At 52.5% G+C, this 14,682-nt stretch carries 16 protein-coding genes; 12 read left to right on the top strand and 4 right to left on the bottom strand.

From position 1 onward, the window contains the following. Positions 1–9 precede the first annotated feature (9 nt). Entirely contained in the window at positions 10–2,835 is a 2,826-nt protein-coding gene (locus MWU63_RS12715; RefSeq protein WP_213890198.1) for a DNA translocase FtsK, read from the top strand. Between the two features lie 81 nt (positions 2,836–2,916). Beyond that, positions 2,917–3,522, top strand: coding sequence for an outer membrane lipoprotein carrier protein LolA (locus MWU63_RS12710; RefSeq protein WP_213890197.1), 606 nt, complete (start codon positions 2,917–2,919; stop codon positions 3,520–3,522). Positions 3,523–3,538: 16 nt separating this feature from the next. On the opposite strand, the gene MWU63_RS12705 is transcribed toward MWU63_RS12710, so the two are convergent. Further along, entirely contained in the window at positions 3,539–4,120 is a 582-nt protein-coding gene (locus MWU63_RS12705) for a lytic transglycosylase (RefSeq protein ID WP_247078103.1), read from the bottom strand. A gap of 213 nt (positions 4,121–4,333) precedes the next feature. On the opposite strand from MWU63_RS12705, the gene hspQ reads away from it, so the two are divergent. Next, entirely contained in the window at positions 4,334–4,660 is a 327-nt protein-coding gene (gene hspQ / locus MWU63_RS12700; RefSeq protein WP_213890304.1) for a heat shock protein HspQ, read from the top strand. Here the strand turns inward: hspQ and MWU63_RS12695 are convergent. Then, a complete protein-coding gene (locus tag MWU63_RS12695) occupies positions 4,657–6,237 on the bottom strand; it encodes a gamma-glutamyltransferase family protein (RefSeq protein WP_247078100.1) in 1,581 nt (526 codons plus the stop codon). The two genes, hspQ and MWU63_RS12695, sit on opposite strands and share 4 nt — an antisense overlap. A 36-nt stretch (positions 6,238–6,273) precedes the next feature. Here MWU63_RS12695 and MWU63_RS20405 point away from each other — a divergent pair, with 36 nt between their 5' ends. Further along, the gene (locus MWU63_RS20405; protein ID WP_281414307.1) at positions 6,274–6,408 is read left to right on the top strand and encodes a hypothetical protein; all 135 of its coding nucleotides are present in this window, start codon (positions 6,274–6,276) and stop codon (positions 6,406–6,408) included. Between the two features lie 189 nt (positions 6,409–6,597). On the opposite strand, the gene MWU63_RS12690 is transcribed toward MWU63_RS20405, so the two are convergent. Then, on the bottom strand, positions 6,598–7,062 hold the full coding sequence (locus tag MWU63_RS12690; RefSeq protein WP_213890194.1) for an ATP-binding protein: 465 nt from the start codon (positions 7,060–7,062) through the stop codon (positions 6,598–6,600). A gap of 24 nt (positions 7,063–7,086) precedes the next feature. Beyond that, complete coding sequence (locus tag MWU63_RS12685; protein WP_247078098.1) at positions 7,087–7,428, bottom strand: STAS domain-containing protein; 342 nt, start codon at positions 7,426–7,428, stop codon at positions 7,087–7,089. A 101-nt stretch (positions 7,429–7,529) separates the two neighbouring features. Between MWU63_RS12685 and MWU63_RS12680 the strand changes: the two genes are divergently transcribed. From MWU63_RS12680 to MWU63_RS12645, 8 genes are all read left to right on the top strand, one after another. Next, a complete protein-coding gene (locus MWU63_RS12680; RefSeq protein WP_213890192.1) occupies positions 7,530–8,708 on the top strand; it encodes an acetyl-CoA C-acyltransferase in 1,179 nt (392 codons plus the stop codon). Continuing rightward, positions 8,705–9,157, top strand: a complete 453-nt coding sequence (locus MWU63_RS12675) for a GAF domain-containing protein (RefSeq protein WP_213890191.1) — start codon at positions 8,705–8,707, stop codon at positions 9,155–9,157. The genes MWU63_RS12680 and MWU63_RS12675 overlap by 4 nt, the downstream gene beginning before the upstream one ends. Before the next feature lie 127 nt (positions 9,158–9,284). After that, a complete protein-coding gene (locus tag MWU63_RS12670) occupies positions 9,285–9,854 on the top strand; it encodes a helix-turn-helix domain-containing protein (RefSeq protein ID WP_213890303.1) in 570 nt (189 codons plus the stop codon). Positions 9,855–9,862: 8 nt separating this feature from the next. After that, entirely contained in the window at positions 9,863–10,489 is a 627-nt protein-coding gene (locus MWU63_RS12665) for a LysE family translocator (RefSeq protein ID WP_213890190.1), read from the top strand. Then, a complete protein-coding gene (locus tag MWU63_RS12660; protein ID WP_213890189.1) occupies positions 10,489–10,872 on the top strand; it encodes a GFA family protein in 384 nt (127 codons plus the stop codon). Before MWU63_RS12665 ends, MWU63_RS12660 begins: the two co-directional genes overlap by 1 nt. An 11-nt stretch (positions 10,873–10,883) precedes the next feature. Further along, entirely contained in the window at positions 10,884–13,331 is a 2,448-nt protein-coding gene (locus MWU63_RS12655; protein WP_213890188.1) for an FAD-dependent oxidoreductase, read from the top strand. Next, positions 13,298–13,786: a pyridoxamine 5'-phosphate oxidase family protein gene (locus tag MWU63_RS12650; protein ID WP_246531760.1), complete on the top strand. Its 489-nt coding sequence runs from the start codon at positions 13,298–13,300 to the stop codon at positions 13,784–13,786. The genes MWU63_RS12655 and MWU63_RS12650 overlap by 34 nt, the downstream gene beginning before the upstream one ends. After that, the gene (locus MWU63_RS12645) at positions 13,783–14,679 is read left to right on the top strand and encodes a homocysteine S-methyltransferase family protein (RefSeq protein WP_213890186.1); all 897 of its coding nucleotides are present in this window, start codon (positions 13,783–13,785) and stop codon (positions 14,677–14,679) included. The genes MWU63_RS12650 and MWU63_RS12645 overlap by 4 nt, the downstream gene beginning before the upstream one ends. The last annotated feature ends 3 nt before the right edge of the window (positions 14,680–14,682 follow it).

Genomic DNA, 14,682 nt, shown 5'->3' with positions numbered 1-14,682 from the left:
AGGTAAAGAATGGCAAGCTATCAGATAAGACAAAGAGAGCGCCTTTTGGACAGCGATACACAGGCTGCCCTAGAACGACGCGGCAAGGAACTGTTGGGCGTTGGCCTGATACTGCTTGGTGTGATGGTTGTGCTGATGCTTTTGTCTTATGTGCCTGAAGACCCGAGCTGGCTTTCCGCAACGGATGAGCCTGCGAAAAACTGGCTCGGTCGTTTCGGAGCGTCTATTGCTTCGCCGCTTTACGTCATCGTTGGGTGGGGCAGTTGGGGCATTGCCGCCGTTTCATTGACCTGGGGGCTACGGTTTATTACGCATCACGGGGAAGAATGGGCGCTGAACCGGCTGATTTTTGCGCCGATCGCAATCGCGCTTGCCTCTGTTTATGCGTCGACACATGTGCCGGCCTCTGAATGGACTCATAGTTTTGGTCTGGGTGGGCTGTTTGGTGATACGGTTTTGGGCGCAGTATTGGGTGTAGCCCCTGTCACAGCTACCTTTGGTTTGAAAATTCTGTCCTTCTTCATGGGCATTGCAGCCGTTTCGATGCTTTTATTCGTAATGGGTTTCACCCTGCCCGAACTAAAGCGTTTTGGGCGCTTCCTGCTCGTTGGTCTGGTCATGACATATGCAATGCTTTTGCGGCTTGTGGCCAAAGGTGTTGTTGGCACCGTTCGCGCGGTGCAACATTTCAAAGAAGCGCGTCAGGCCCGCCTTGACGATGCGCGGGTTGCGAACGACGAAGCCGTTGCCAATGCCGCCCTGCATACTGTTGGCGTTTCGGCAAGAGCCCAGGTTTTGCGTGCTGAGCCGCTGGTGACAGCGCCAGCACCTTTAGGTGAACAGTTTGAAGAACCCGCCTACGAACCAAAGTCAAAGCCCGGATTGATTGCAGCGCTTATGAAGCGGCGGTCAACACCCGAACCAGAATTGGTAGAGCCAGAACCGTTAGAGTATACACCTGACGCAGAAGGTGGCGAAGAACGTATCAAGGAAAAAATCGCTGACGTGATCAAGGCACGTTTGCGCCAAAACCCAATTTTGCAAGTTGACCGGTCAGAGCCGCAATTGACACGTGGGCGCGGCCCACAACCTTTGGTGCTTAGCACAGAGCCACCAGTTCAAGCACAAAATCAATTTCAGCACGGCGCGGCTGAAATGGCGGATGAAATGGAAGTGCAAAGCTATGTGTTGGAAGATCCAATAAAAATTCCAACGGCACCGCCGCGTTCCGTCGTGCAGCACGCACCAAAAAAAGCTGTCCAGCCTTCCCGCAAGGCCCGTGCCGAAGCGCAGCCAAATTTGCAGTTTGAAGAAAGTCACGCGGCGTATGAGACACCCCCGCTATCTTTGCTGACAAACCCAGTTATCGTAGAGCGCCATCACCTGTCAGACGAGGCGTTGGAAGAAAACGCCCGGATGCTGGAAAGCGTGCTTGATGACTATGGTGTCAAAGGTGAAATCGTTTCTGTACGTCCCGGTCCGGTTGTTACGATGTATGAACTTGAACCAGCACCAGGCCTTAAAGCCAGCCGCGTGATTGGTCTGGCAGACGATATCGCACGTTCCATGTCGGCGTTGTCTGCGCGAGTTTCGACAGTCCCAGGCCGAAGCGTGATTGGTATCGAACTGCCAAACGTGAACCGTGAGAAAGTGGTTTTACGCGAAATATTGTCTGCACGTGATTTTGGTGACAGCAACATGCGTCTGCCGCTGGCGCTGGGCAAGGATATTGGCGGTGATCCAATCGTTGCGAACCTTGCTAAAATGCCGCATTTGCTGATTGCCGGGACCACCGGTTCAGGTAAATCCGTTGCGATTAACACCATGATCCTAAGCTTGCTTTACAAGCTTTCACCCGAAGAATGCCGGATGATCATGATTGATCCGAAAATGCTGGAACTGTCAGTCTATGATGGCATTCCACATTTGTTATCACCTGTTGTGACCGACCCGAAAAAGGCCGTGGTTGCCCTGAAATGGGTCGTGGGTGAAATGGAAGAACGCTATCGCAAAATGTCAAAAATGGGAGTGCGCAACATCGAAGGATTCAATGGCCGGGTGCGTGACGCGCTGGCGCGGAACGAGATGTTTAATCGCACGGTTCAAACCGGATTTGACGACGATACCGGAGAGCCAATTTTCGAGAGCGAAGAATTCGCACCCGAAACCATCCCCTACATTGTGGTGATCGTGGACGAGATGGCCGATCTGATGATGGTGGCTGGCAAGGAAATCGAGGCCTGCATTCAGCGTCTTGCGCAGATGGCGCGGGCCTCGGGCATTCACCTGATCATGGCGACACAGCGTCCGTCCGTTGATGTGATTACCGGTACAATCAAAGCGAACTTCCCAACAAGAATTTCGTTTCAGGTGACGAGCAAAATCGATAGTCGCACCATTTTGGGCGAGCAGGGTGCCGAACAACTGCTTGGCATGGGTGACATGCTTTACATGGCGGGTGGTGCAAAGATCACGCGTATTCACGGTCCATTCTGTTCGGACGAAGAGGTTGAGGAAATTGTGAACTACCTCAAAACCTTTGGCCCGCCAGAATATATGAATGGTGTTGTCGATGGCCCTGACGAGGGCACCGAAAGCAGCATCGATCTTGTGCTGGGTCTTAGCGGAAATGGTGACGCAGAAGATGCGCTTTATGACACCGCTGTTGCAATTGTGATCAAGGATCGCAAGTGTTCGACGAGTTACATCCAGCGCAAACTGGCCATTGGTTATAATAAGGCTGCGCGCCTTGTCGAACAAATGGAAGACCAAGGGCTCGTGTCAGCAGCAAACCACGTGGGAAAACGTGAAATTCTGGTGCCCGAGCAGCAATAAGCATAAGCAAGAACAGGCTCATAGTGAATTTATGGGCCTGTTGGGGGTGCAGAGGAAGCTAGGAAGACCTAAGTAAAAGCTATGAAGTGGTTAACAATGTTTTTGGCGCCCGCTGTTTCGCTGGCGCTCGCAGTTCCGGCAGCGGCTGATATTATCCCTCTGTCGCAATTGTCGCGTTATATGAATGATCTTCGGACCGCCAAGGGTGAATTTACCCAGATCAATGGCGATGGGTCTATTTCCACCGGGCAAGTCTACATCAAACGCCCTGGCAGAGCGCGGTTTGAATACAATGCCCCTGACTCAGCGGTTATGCTGGCGGGCGGCGGACGCGTTGCAATTTTTGACGACAAGTCGAATGTGGAGCCTGATACCTATCCGCTTGGACGAACCCCTCTGAAACTTATCCTCGGGCGCAACATCGACCTTGAAAGTGAAAACATGGTCGTTGGTCATAGCAGCGACGGTCCGACGACCTCTGTAACGGCACAGGACCCTGCACATCCGGAATACGGCTCTATCCAACTGGTCTTTACCGATAACCCGGTTGAGCTGCGTCAATGGGTTATTACCGATGACGTAGGCGGGCAGACAACGGTGATCTTAGGGGAACTGGAAAAAGGTGTTCAAATCTCCTCGATCCTGTTCAGTATTCCCTTTGAAACTGAACAAAGGCAGCGCAACTAGCGCTGCCTTGAAAAAACTAGCGCCCACAACTCAGCAACTGCCTGTTATAGGTTTCTGCGCGTTGCGAAACTTCGCCTGCCACCCGCAACAACCACGCTTTATTGCGATACGAGCCACGCGTGTAACCTGTGCGGCCTTCATGATAGGCTAAGTACTGGTTGCGTGCGTCAGATCGGGAAATACCCAAATCTTCTGTTGATTGAGACATGTACCAACCCATGAAATCAGTCGCATCATCAATATCATCGCGTTGCGCACGACGACGCCCGGTATTCTGGCGATACTCATCCCAGGTGGCATCCAGAGCCTGGCTGTACCCATAGGCTGAAGACTGGCGCCCCATTGGAATAACGCCAAGCGCATAGCGGTGCGGTGTGCGCGCGTTACTGACAAATTTGCTTTCCTGATAGATGGTTGCCATCTGAACATGCACAGGCACGCCCCACCGTCTTTCTGTACTGCGCATCGCTCTCAGGTAGTTGGGGCGTTGACTGACAATACTGCAGGCATCATCAAGATTTCTGGGCGCAGTGTTGTTACTGCTGCCACAGGCGGCTACCAAAACCATCAAAGCTGTCGCGCGAAGAAGTCTGCTCATGTGCCTCTCGCTTTTTATTTTTTCTTATCATAGCCGAAACATGACGCGGGCGAAAAGCAAAAGTTGGTGACGCGTTCTCACAAAGTAATTTTGCTGTACCAGGAGGTCAGCGTTTCATTGTGCGCCACAGACTGTTTCCATAAAAATCAGTGCCTTCGCATAGACAAATCACCGCATAAAGGATTAGTAAAAGGGGCAGAGGCTAATAATAATATGTTTAAAACACGTGCTAAATATCACTTGGGGCAAGTTGTCCGGCACCGGAAACATCCGTTTCGCGGTGTCGTGTTTGACGTGGATGCGATGTTCTCAAATACTGAAGAATGGTATGACTCCATCCCTGAAGACAGCAGACCAAAAAAGGAACAGCCTTTTTACCATCTTCTGGCCGAGAATGACCAAAGCTATTACGTAGCTTACGTTTCAGAACAGAACCTTGTTGCAGACTATACGGGGCAACCTGTTAGCCACCCTGACCTTCACGACCTTTTCGGCGATTTCGAAGATGGGTGTTACCCGCTGCAGTTCCAGCTGAATTAATACCCGAGCGCACAGCCGTCTTTTCGTGGGTCTGATGCGCCCTGTAACGTACCTGTTTCCCGATCAATCAGAATTGCCTGTGCGCCACCAATCGGCCCTGGTGGGATGCTTACACTGTGCCCCAAATCGGTCAATTCCTGCCTTACCTTGTCTGAATATCCGCGTTCGACCTTCATGTTGCCGTCTTCGGAAAAGCAGCGAGGTGTATCAATCGCAGTCTGCGCATCCATGCCAAAATCAACCAGGTTCGACAGAAACCTTGCGTGGCCACAGGATTGATACTGCCCGCCCATAACCCCGAACGGCATTGTCACGCGCCCGTCTTTTCTGAGCATTCCGGGAATAATCGTGTGCATTGGGCGTTTGCCTCCCCCTGCCTCGTTCGGATGCCCCGTTTCCAATGTGAAACCGGACCCGCGGTTCTGAAACAAAATCCCAAACTTGTCGGAACTCAGGCCCGATCCAAAACTCGCGAATATTGAATAGATCAGAGAAACTACCATCTGATCCTTATCGACGACGGTTAAGTAGATTGTATCTTTGTGGACCTGCTCGGAAAGTCGCGTAGCGCTTTCTATTGCACGTTTCGGGTCGACAAGTGCTGCCAGATTGGCCGCAGTTTCAGGTGCAATCATGTATTCCGTTCGCATCATATGATCTGCATCTGCAATAAACCGATTGCGTGTGTCGTAGGCCAGCTTGGATATCTCGGCCTCAATGTGTGCACGTTTGCTTCCCAGAGGGTCCATGTCGGCGATATCGAAATGAGCAAGCATATTTGCCATCAGGATTGCCGTTGCACCCTGTCCATTCGGCGGATGCTCAACCAGTTCAGTGCCTTTGTAGAGACCACTCACAGGGTCAGTATAGTCGCAGGCAGTCGCTGCAAAATCGTCAAGTGTGTGTTTGCCACCTTCTGCTTTAAGCGCTTTCACCATGTCTTCGGCAATGGCACCCTGATAAAATCCAGCGCGGCCTTCAGCCGCGATGTGACGCAGCGCTTCTGCTTGTTTTGGTACGCGAAAAACCTGGCCGGGTATCGGGGCTTTGCCATTTAAAAGAAAATCCTTGCGTGCGGTTCCGGTCAAGTTGCCCACAGCTTCCGCCCAATCAAAAGCGACCCGTGGCGCAACCGGGATACCCGCATCTGCGTAGTAGATGGCCGGTGCAAGCGCCGCTTTTAAACCAAGTTTACCCCAGTCTTTTGATAGTCTGCAGAATGCGTCTACAGCCCCAGGAACCGTTACAGAATTTGCCCCACCCACGGGAACGACTTTGTTGCCCTGTTCCCGCAATTCTGCAGAAGATAGGCCTGCTGGTGCCCGACCCGATCCATTAAGGGCGATAATGTCTTCGCTTCCTGGGGGTTTCAGCAAAACGAAGCAATCTCCACCGATGCCCGTCATCTGCGGTTCGCAAATGCCCAACAGCACGGCTGCCGCAATAGCAGCATCAACGGCATTTCCGCCGGATTCCAACATTTGAACAGCAACTTTCGCCGCCAAAGGGTGCGAGGTCGCACACATGCCGTTTGTGGCATAAACGAGGGATCGTCCTGGTTGCTGAAAATCACGCATCATCTACCTCCGGTGTGTAAACGGAGATTAAGGAGGATGTTAAAGGAAGCCAAGCCCAGAGATGGTATTATGATCCTCGACGTCGCACGCTGGGTGGGGGCTGTGAAGCACGACGCCGAGGGAAGCTATATGCAGCTACCCGAGCATCTTGGTGTTGCATTCAGGCGTTGATACGGATTCATTGAGGCTAGATTGTGGCTTTTGCGAGCGGGAAATCTAGTCTTGCTTCTGCATCTAGAGTTTTGGGGAAATATAAATAACTAATTTAAAACAATATGTTAAGATCTAAAGAAGGCTCGAGGATTTGCTTTTCTAGTGATCCCGCAGATAAGCAAGTCAGACAGCGTTATTGCAGGTAGGTTACGTTTTCTCCAACCCAATATGGAAAGACAAAATATTTTTTCCTCCCGCCCGATTGTATTGAAGGTTGTCCGACAATTCCCCGATCAGGAACCATCCAAACCCACCTTCAGGTAACTCACAGATATCATTGGATAAAACTTGAAGATGCCCAACTGGTAGCGTGCTGTTCGGTAGTGGAAGACCATCATCCGAAACAACGCACTTCACCTGTTGATTCTCGAGCGTGATTCGCAGATCGATCTTACCTTCGTGCGTTATGGGATAAGCATGTTCCACGATGTTGTTCAGGACTTCTGCCAAAGCTAGTTCAACTTTCCGACGGGCTTCGGGTGTTGTTCCAAGACCGCCTAATTTTCGAAGCACCTTTTCAAGCGCGCGCCGCACTGAAAGTGGATCACTTAAGAACGTTATCCGTAGCTCGTTCTTTTGCATTTCAGGAGGTAAAGTTTCGCCGTTTTTCATACCCTAAGAAACCCATATGTCTTTTCACAGGACATGATTCTGGTTCAATGCAACTTCAGTATTTGGATGGATCTTAAAGATTGTATCCATCCGGGTCAGGTGAAACACTTTTTGCACGGTTGGGGTCAGGTCAGCCAACTCCATCGACGTACCTTGTTTGATTTTTTTCAGCGCCGCCACAATCGCGCCGAGTCCGCTGCTGTCCAGAAAACTGACAAGTGACATATCCAAGACCACCCGGTCTGGCGCGGTTTGTGTCAGTTCCCGCATTCTGTCTTTGAACTGAATTGCGCTGGCTGCATCCAGTCTGTTTTCACGAAAGGTGATTAATAAGACACCGTTTTTTTCTTCAGCGACTAGATTCATCGAGTTCCCCATCAAGAAGTGCCGATGCAGACTAGACGCCAATCCTTACCATTCGGTATGTAAGCGAGTAGAAATGAACTGAGAATAAGAAGGGTTTTATCGTGAAAGACGTCGTTATCGCAGGTGCTGCGCGCACGCCTATGGGTGGTTTTCAAGGTGTCTTTGATAGTGTGGAAGCCTCTGTTTTGGGAGGCGCCGCGATCAGCGCTGCACTCGTAAATGCGAAGGCTTCACCACAATCGGTAGAAGAACTTTTGATGGGGTGCGTTTTACCTGCTGGGCAGGGTCAGGCGCCTGCACGTCAGGCCGGGTTCGCAGGGGGGCTGGACAAGACGGTGCCAGCCACAACCCTAAATAAAATGTGCGGCTCCGGGATGAAAGCGGTGATGATGGCGGCTGATCAGATCGCGACCGGTCAGACAGGCATCATGGTTGCAGGTGGGATGGAGAGTATGACCAACGCACCTTACCTATTGCCGAAAATGCGAGGTGGTGCCCGGATAGGTCACCAAAGCGTGCAGGATTCAATGTTTCTGGATGGTCTGGAAGACGCGTATGACAAGGGTCGCCTTATGGGAACTTTTGCAGAGGACTGCGCTGAAAAATACCAGTTCACGCGCGAAGCACAGGATGAATATGCGCTCAGGTCACTTTCAAATTCTTTAAATGCGCAATCCTCTGGCGCATTTGAAGGAGAGATTGCAGCGGTAACCGTGAAAACCCGTAAAGGCGACATCGTTATTGATGAGGACGAACAACCCGCAAAGGCGCGACCCGAAAAAATCCCACAGCTAAAACCAGCCTTTCGGAACGAGGGAACAGTGACGGCAGCGAATTCCTCGTCCATCTCTGACGGTGCTGCAGCGCTTGTCATCGCAAGCTCAGACGCAGCGAAAGAGGCTGGCTTGAATATTCGTGCGCGGATTGTCGGCAAAACGAGCCACGCGCAAGAACCCGAATGGTTCACGACAGCCCCGGTTGCAGCGACCAAGAAGCTTCTCGATCAGATCGGCTGGTCTGTAGATGAAGTGGAACTTTGGGAAGTTAACGAAGCTTTTGCAGTTGTACCGATGGCATTCATGCGTGAAATGGGCATCCTGCGTGAGAAAATGAATGTAAACGGTGGTGCCTGTGCATTGGGCCACCCGATTGGCGCGTCTGGTGCGCGCATTATCGTGACCCTCCTCAATGCGATGGAAAAACGCGATCTTAAACGCGGTGTTGCGGCGATTTGTATTGGCGGTGGCGAAGGGACTGCCATCGCGATTGAGCGTCCATGAGAGCGGATTACACAACACTTGCAAAAACAATAGCTAGCTTGACGGAGGGCGAGACGGATGTTGTCTCGCTCATGGCAACGGTCGCCTGCGAGATTCATCATTCTGACGCCAGGTTCAACTGGACGGGTTTTTACAGGAATGTAGGTGATGAGATCCTGAAAATTGGGCCCTATCAGGGCGGGCACGGGTGTCTCGTTATTCCGTTCACGCGCGGGGTGTGTGGGGCTGCAGCGCGCACAGGTCAGGTGCAACTCGTGGCGGATGTTGATGCTTTCCCGGGTCATATTGCCTGTGCGTCTTCAACGCGTTCAGAAATCGTGCTTCCTGTCTGGGGAGCCTCGGGAAATTTGTTGGGGGTGTTTGACATTGACAGCGATCAGCCCAACACTTTCACGACTTACGACGCCGAGCAAATAGGGCAAATATTGAACTCTGTGTTCAGGGTTTAGCGCAGGAGCCTCCGGCGGGGATATTTCTGGAAACTGGTGAGATGCATTTTTCGCTTGCGTCGACTCAGTACTTTATTGCATCGTGAAAAAAACAGTGAAAATTTCACCAAAGGTTTCATGACCCGTGCTGCACTCTGATTCATTTCAAGCCAAAAGTCTTGGTGCGGATCTGCGTACCTTACGAAAAGCACGCGGCATGACGTTGACCGAGTTGGCCGAGGTCTTGAGGCGGTCTGTTGGGTGGCTGTCGCAGGTGGAGCGGGATTTGTCTGAGCCGTCCGTGACGGATCTGCGGGAAATTGCGTCTGTCTTGGGTGTGCCAATTTCGATGTTGTTCGGACATGTAAATGTTCCTGTGGATGAGCAGGGGTTCATTGTACGCAAAGGAGCCCGACGCGAAATTGGCATCAACAAAGCCGGGCTTAGTGAGGAGTTGCTTTCACCCGATTTGACTGATGATTTTGAAGTTGTCCATTCAACGTTCGAGCCACATTCAGAGGTCAAAGATATTATCACACGCCCAACGCAGGAAGTGGCTTATCTGATTTCCGGCAAGCTTGATTTGTGGATCGGCGGTCGGTTTTTCACCGTTTACGCCGGCGACAGTTTCCGAATTCGGGGTGAGCCTCATCGCTGGATCAACCCTTATGATGAGCCTGCAGTTGCGATCTGGGTGATCGCTCCACCGGTCTACTAGGGGCGACGATGAGCTTTCAGGCGTGGACCATATTTGCACTGTTTTGGGTCGTCTTTGTTGTGACGCCCGGGCCGAATGCGGTGAATTGCATTTCCAACGGTATGGCGCTGGGGTTTAGGCGAGCTTTGCCGGGAGTTGCTGCTATCTTATGCCAGGCTGTGCTGTTTTTGGTGCTGTCAGCGTTGGGTATCACGGCATTGATCGCGGCATCCCCAACGGCCTTTTTCTGGGTAAAGATGTTGGGGGCCGGGTTTCTGATCTATCTTGGCATTCGCAGCTGGATGAATGCCGGTCAACCTGTGACGGCAGATGGACGCCCCGCGCGTTCTGTGTTTTGGAAGGCGTTTTTGATCGCCACGATCAACGCGAAAAGTGTGGCGGGGTATCTGGCTGCATTTTCGCAGTTTGTGCAACCGGATGTGCCCATCTGGGATCAGATGATGTGGATCATGCCGACAGCGCTTACGATCACTGCGCTCAGCTATTGTAGCTACACTGCGCTTGGCTCTGGATTGGGCCGGCTCGCGATAGGGGCTGTTCTGAACGTCTGGTTTCGCCGCACAATGGCTGCCTGTTTTATCGTTTATGGCATTTTTCTGGGCACTGCGACTGCCCCGCAATTGGGGAGGGGATAATGCATAAGGGTTCCTGTGAATGCGGTGCTGTGACCTATGAGGCGACAGGGGAAATGCGACCTGTAGTAGCCTGCCACTGTACCCAATGCCGCAAGACAAGTGGCCATTTCTGGGCGGCGACTTCAGTTCCGTCAGAGGTGTTGAATATTACAAAATCTGATGGTCTGAAATGGTATCGCTCCTCTGGTTTTGCGCGTCGCGCATTCTGTACCGAATGTGGTGCGAGCCTGTTTTACGAAATGGATGGTGAAGGTCGAATTTCTATTGGTGCGGGAACACTCGACAGTCCGACAAGCCTGCACACCGAAAAGCACATCTTTGTCCAAGACAAAGGCAATTACTACGACATTCCCGATCGCGAAACGCAGATCGACAGATATTAAGGAGACGAACCATGGCAGACATTCCAGCAAAGGCCCGCGTGGCCATCATTGGCGGCGGCGTCGTTGGCGCATCTACCCTGTATCATCTGGCAAAAGCGGGATGGACCGATTGTGTTTTGCTAGAAAAGAACGAGCTGACAGCAGGCTCAACATGGCATGCTGCCGGGAACGTGCCAACGTTCTCCACAAGCTGGTCAATCATGAACATGCAGCGTTACTCGACTGAGTTGTATTCGCGTTTGGGTGAAGAAGTTGATTATCCGATGAATTATCACCAGACTGGTTCACTTCGTCTGGCACATAGTAAAGAGCGGATGCAGGAGTTCGAACGTGCCGCAGCGATGGGCCGCTACCAGGGCATAGATATTGAAATTCTGACGCCCGGCCAAGCCAAGGAGCGCTATCCGTTCCTGGAAACGCACGATCTTGCGGGTGTTCTCTTTGATCCGGAGGATGGCGACATCGATCCAGCGCAGCTTACTCAGGCGCTGGCCAAGGGCGCGCGCGATATGGGGCAGAAGATTATCCGTTTCTGCCCGGCGACCGGTGTAACCCAAAAGCAAGATGATACATGGATCGTGCATACCGATAAGGGTGACATCGAATGCGACTATGTGGTCAATGCTGCTGGGTACTACGCTCAGCGTGTTGGTAAATTTTTTGAGCCTTACGGTGGTCGCGAAGTTCCGATGATGGTGATGAGCCACCAGTACCTGCTGTCGGAAGAGGTGCCTGAGATCATCGAGTGGTCCAAGGAAAATGGTCGCAAGCTGCCGCTGCTGCGCGATGTGGACACCTCTTATTATCTTCGCCAGGAGAAGAATGGTTTCAACCTCGGTCCGTATGAAGACACCTGTAAAGCCGCGTGGGAGGATCCGGCTGACCCGATGCCCGAGGATTTTTCGTTTCAGCTTTATCCCGATGACCTCGATCGTATCGAATGGCATATCGAAGATGCTATGGCACGGGTGCCGTTGCTGGGGACGTCTGGTGTCAACCGTGTCATCAACGGCCCGATCCCTTATGCCCCTGACGGATTGCCGATGCTCGGCCCGATGCCGGGTGTGAAAAACGCGTTCGAGGCGCATTCCTTCACTTTTGGAATTGCTCAGGGTGGTGGCGCGGGTAAATGCATGGCCGAGTGGATCATCGATGGTTACACCGAATGGGACATGTGGGCTGTCGATCCTCGTCGCTATACAGATTACACGGACCACGACTATTGCGTGCAAAAGGGGATGGAGACATACGGCAATGAATACGCCATGCATTTCCCGCATCACGAATGGCCTGCGGGCCGCAACAAAAAGCTGTCGCCTGTGCACGCTAAGATCAAGAAATTGGGTGGCGTGATGGGCGCCTATAACGGTTGGGAGCGTGCCAACTGGTTTGCTAAAGACGGTGACGATACCTCGTTGGAGGCAACCCACACATGGAACCGCTCTGGCCCGTGGGAGCAACGCATCAAGGAAGAATGCGAGAACGTTCGCGACAATTGCGGTGTGCTCGACCTTCCCGGCTTCTCGCGCTTTAAGTTGCGTGGTGACGGGGCTGCCGAAGCGTTGCGGGGGCTGGTTAGCGGGGGGTTGCCCAAGGTGGGCAGGATCAACCTCGTCTATATTTCTGACAGCCGGGGCCGAATCCTGACCGAGATGTCCTGCATTCGAACGGGCGAGAACGAGTTCTTGATGATCACTGCGGCAACCGCGCAGTGGCATGATCGAGATATTCTTGTGAACGCGATGCCCAAAGGTGTGACCGTCGAAGATGTGACCACAACCCGCGATACGCTGATTGTAACCGGACCAAAGTCGCGCGACATCCTGACCGAATTGACCGACGCAGATCTGTCAACAGGGTGGCTGACCCATCAGGCGGCCACGGTAGCGGGGCAGCCGGCTTTTCTCATCCGTGTATCCTTTGCAGGCGAGTTGGGTTGGGAAGTCCACGCGCTGAACGAACATATGCCTGCGATCTATGATGCGATCCTTGATGGTGGAGCCAAACCCTTCGGTATGTATGCGTTGAATTCGATGCGGCTGGAAAAAGGCTATCGCGCATGGAAAGCCGATCTGTCCACTGACTATTCGCTGCTTGAAGGTGGGCTGGAGCGTTTCGTAAAGCTCGACAAGCCGCAGGATTTCCCGGGCAAAGCCGCTATCCTTTCAGAGAAACAGCAGGGCGTGAAAAAATCCTTTGTTACGCTAGTCGTAGATGCTGGCAAAGCGGATGCACCTTACATGTCAACGATCTGGCACGATGGAAAGGTCGTTGGTGAAACCACGTCGGGTGCGTGGGGATATCGCGTGAATGCCTCGATTGCGCTTGGTATGGTGCAGATAGATCTTGCGGCGCCCGGAACCGAGCTCGAAGTCGAAATATACGGTGAGCGATGCCGTGCGGTCGTTCAAAAGGAAGAGCCGCTTTGGGATTCAGCAAACGAAAGGCTGCGGGCGTGAAGCTAAACGCGTTTTCACGGGGGGTTATAGAAACCTTCCGACTTGGGTTTGTTGCGACTGTTACATCGGATGGTCGCCCCAGCCTATCGCCGAAAGGTACATTTGTTGTACTGGATGAAGAAACGATAGCTTTTGGCGAAATCCGGTCACCGCAAACAATCGCCAATCTTGGCCATTGTGCAGAAGTCGAAGTGAATTTCGTCGATCAGTGGAAGCGGAAAGGTGTTCGGGTGCGCGGTACGACCCGGATTGTTGAAAGTGGGTCGGACGAGTTTGCCCGGATTTATCCGGAATGGGAGACTCTTTGGGGTGATCTGGCAAAGAGGGTGAACCGGATTGTCGTGATCCCGGTAGAAGACGCTAAACCGCTCACGACACCGCCTTATGATGATGGCGCAACGGAAGAAGATATGATCGTGCTTTACAAGGCCAAATATGCGGAGATTTACCCATGAGCAGGATTACTTTGTTGGATGGATCGATAGGTCAGGAAATTGTACATCGCGCCGGAGACCGGCCAACGCCGCTTTGGTCTGCCAGTGTAATGATTGAAAAACCGGGCATTGTGGGGGATGTGCACAACGACTATTTCGCTGCTGGCGCGACGATTGCCACGACGAATACCTATACTGTTTTGCGCGACCGCCTGGAACCCGTAGGCATGGCGGATAAACTGCCGGAACTTTTGGATTGTGCATTATGTGAGGCAGAAGCTGCGCGAAGCAAGCACGGTTCCGGGCGGATAGCCGGGGCGCTGGGGCCACTTATGGCCTCATACAGGCCAGAACTCTGCCCCCCTCCTGAGGAAGCAGAACGTGTCTACGACGAATTGGTGCAGATCATGGCGCCGCGAGTCGATTTGTTTAGTGCTGAAACGATGGCGTCGGTTGAACAAGCAGAAGGCGCGATGCGCGCAGCGGTGAAGAGCGGGAAACCAGTTTGGTTATCGGTAACGGTTGACGACGATGATGGTAGCAAACTGCGTTCAGGCGAAGGCGTCGAAGAACTGGCGCAGGTCGTAGGAAAATACCAACCAGAAGCCGTTTTGGTGAACTGTTCACGACCAGAAGCCGTGGCCACTGCGCTCGAGATTATCAAGGGGTTTGGCAAACCCTTTGGCGCTTACGCAAATGGCTTTACGCGTATTTCCGACGCTTTTTTGGAGGATCGCCCAACAGTTGACGTACTTGAAGCGCGAACTGATCTTGACCCTGTAGCATATGCTGATTTTGCGATGTGCTGGGTTGACATGGGTGCAACAATTGTTGGTGGTTGTTGCGAGGTTGGGCCAGCCCATATCGCGGAACTGGCGCATCGGCTAAAGGCCGATGGCCATGAGATTGTCTGATTA

The organism is Pseudohalocynthiibacter sp. F2068 (assembly GCF_023015645.1).
In the GTDB taxonomy this organism is placed as follows: domain Bacteria; phylum Pseudomonadota; class Alphaproteobacteria; order Rhodobacterales; family Rhodobacteraceae; genus Pseudohalocynthiibacter; species Pseudohalocynthiibacter aestuariivivens.
This window is presented reverse-complemented; position numbering and strand designations above follow the sequence as displayed.

What these genes read in the sequence shown, in the direction of transcription:
- MWU63_RS12715 (WP_213890198.1), top strand. Translation starts at nt 10, where the DNA reads ATGGCAAGCTATCAGATAAGACAAAGAGAGCGCCTTTTGGACAGCGAT.
- MWU63_RS12710 (WP_213890197.1), top strand. Translation starts at nt 2,917, where the DNA reads ATGAAGTGGTTAACAATGTTTTTGGCGCCCGCTGTTTCGCTGGCGCTC.
- MWU63_RS12705 (WP_247078103.1), bottom strand. Translation starts at nt 4,120, where the DNA reads ATGAGCAGACTTCTTCGCGCGACAGCTTTGATGGTTTTGGTAGCCGCC.
- hspQ (WP_213890304.1), top strand. Translation starts at nt 4,334, where the DNA reads ATGTTTAAAACACGTGCTAAATATCACTTGGGGCAAGTTGTCCGGCAC.
- MWU63_RS12695 (WP_247078100.1), bottom strand. Translation starts at nt 6,237, where the DNA reads ATGCGTGATTTTCAGCAACCAGGACGATCCCTCGTTTATGCCACAAAC.
- MWU63_RS20405 (WP_281414307.1), top strand. Translation starts at nt 6,274, where the DNA reads ATGTTAAAGGAAGCCAAGCCCAGAGATGGTATTATGATCCTCGACGTC.
- MWU63_RS12690 (WP_213890194.1), bottom strand. Translation starts at nt 7,062, where the DNA reads ATGAAAAACGGCGAAACTTTACCTCCTGAAATGCAAAAGAACGAGCTA.
- MWU63_RS12685 (WP_247078098.1), bottom strand. Translation starts at nt 7,428, where the DNA reads ATGAATCTAGTCGCTGAAGAAAAAAACGGTGTCTTATTAATCACCTTT.
- MWU63_RS12675 (WP_213890191.1), top strand. Translation starts at nt 8,705, where the DNA reads ATGAGAGCGGATTACACAACACTTGCAAAAACAATAGCTAGCTTGACG.
- MWU63_RS12665 (WP_213890190.1), top strand. Translation starts at nt 9,863, where the DNA reads ATGAGCTTTCAGGCGTGGACCATATTTGCACTGTTTTGGGTCGTCTTT.
- MWU63_RS12660 (WP_213890189.1), top strand. Translation starts at nt 10,489, where the DNA reads ATGCATAAGGGTTCCTGTGAATGCGGTGCTGTGACCTATGAGGCGACA.
- MWU63_RS12655 (WP_213890188.1), top strand. Translation starts at nt 10,884, where the DNA reads ATGGCAGACATTCCAGCAAAGGCCCGCGTGGCCATCATTGGCGGCGGC.
- MWU63_RS12645 (WP_213890186.1), top strand. Translation starts at nt 13,783, where the DNA reads ATGAGCAGGATTACTTTGTTGGATGGATCGATAGGTCAGGAAATTGTA.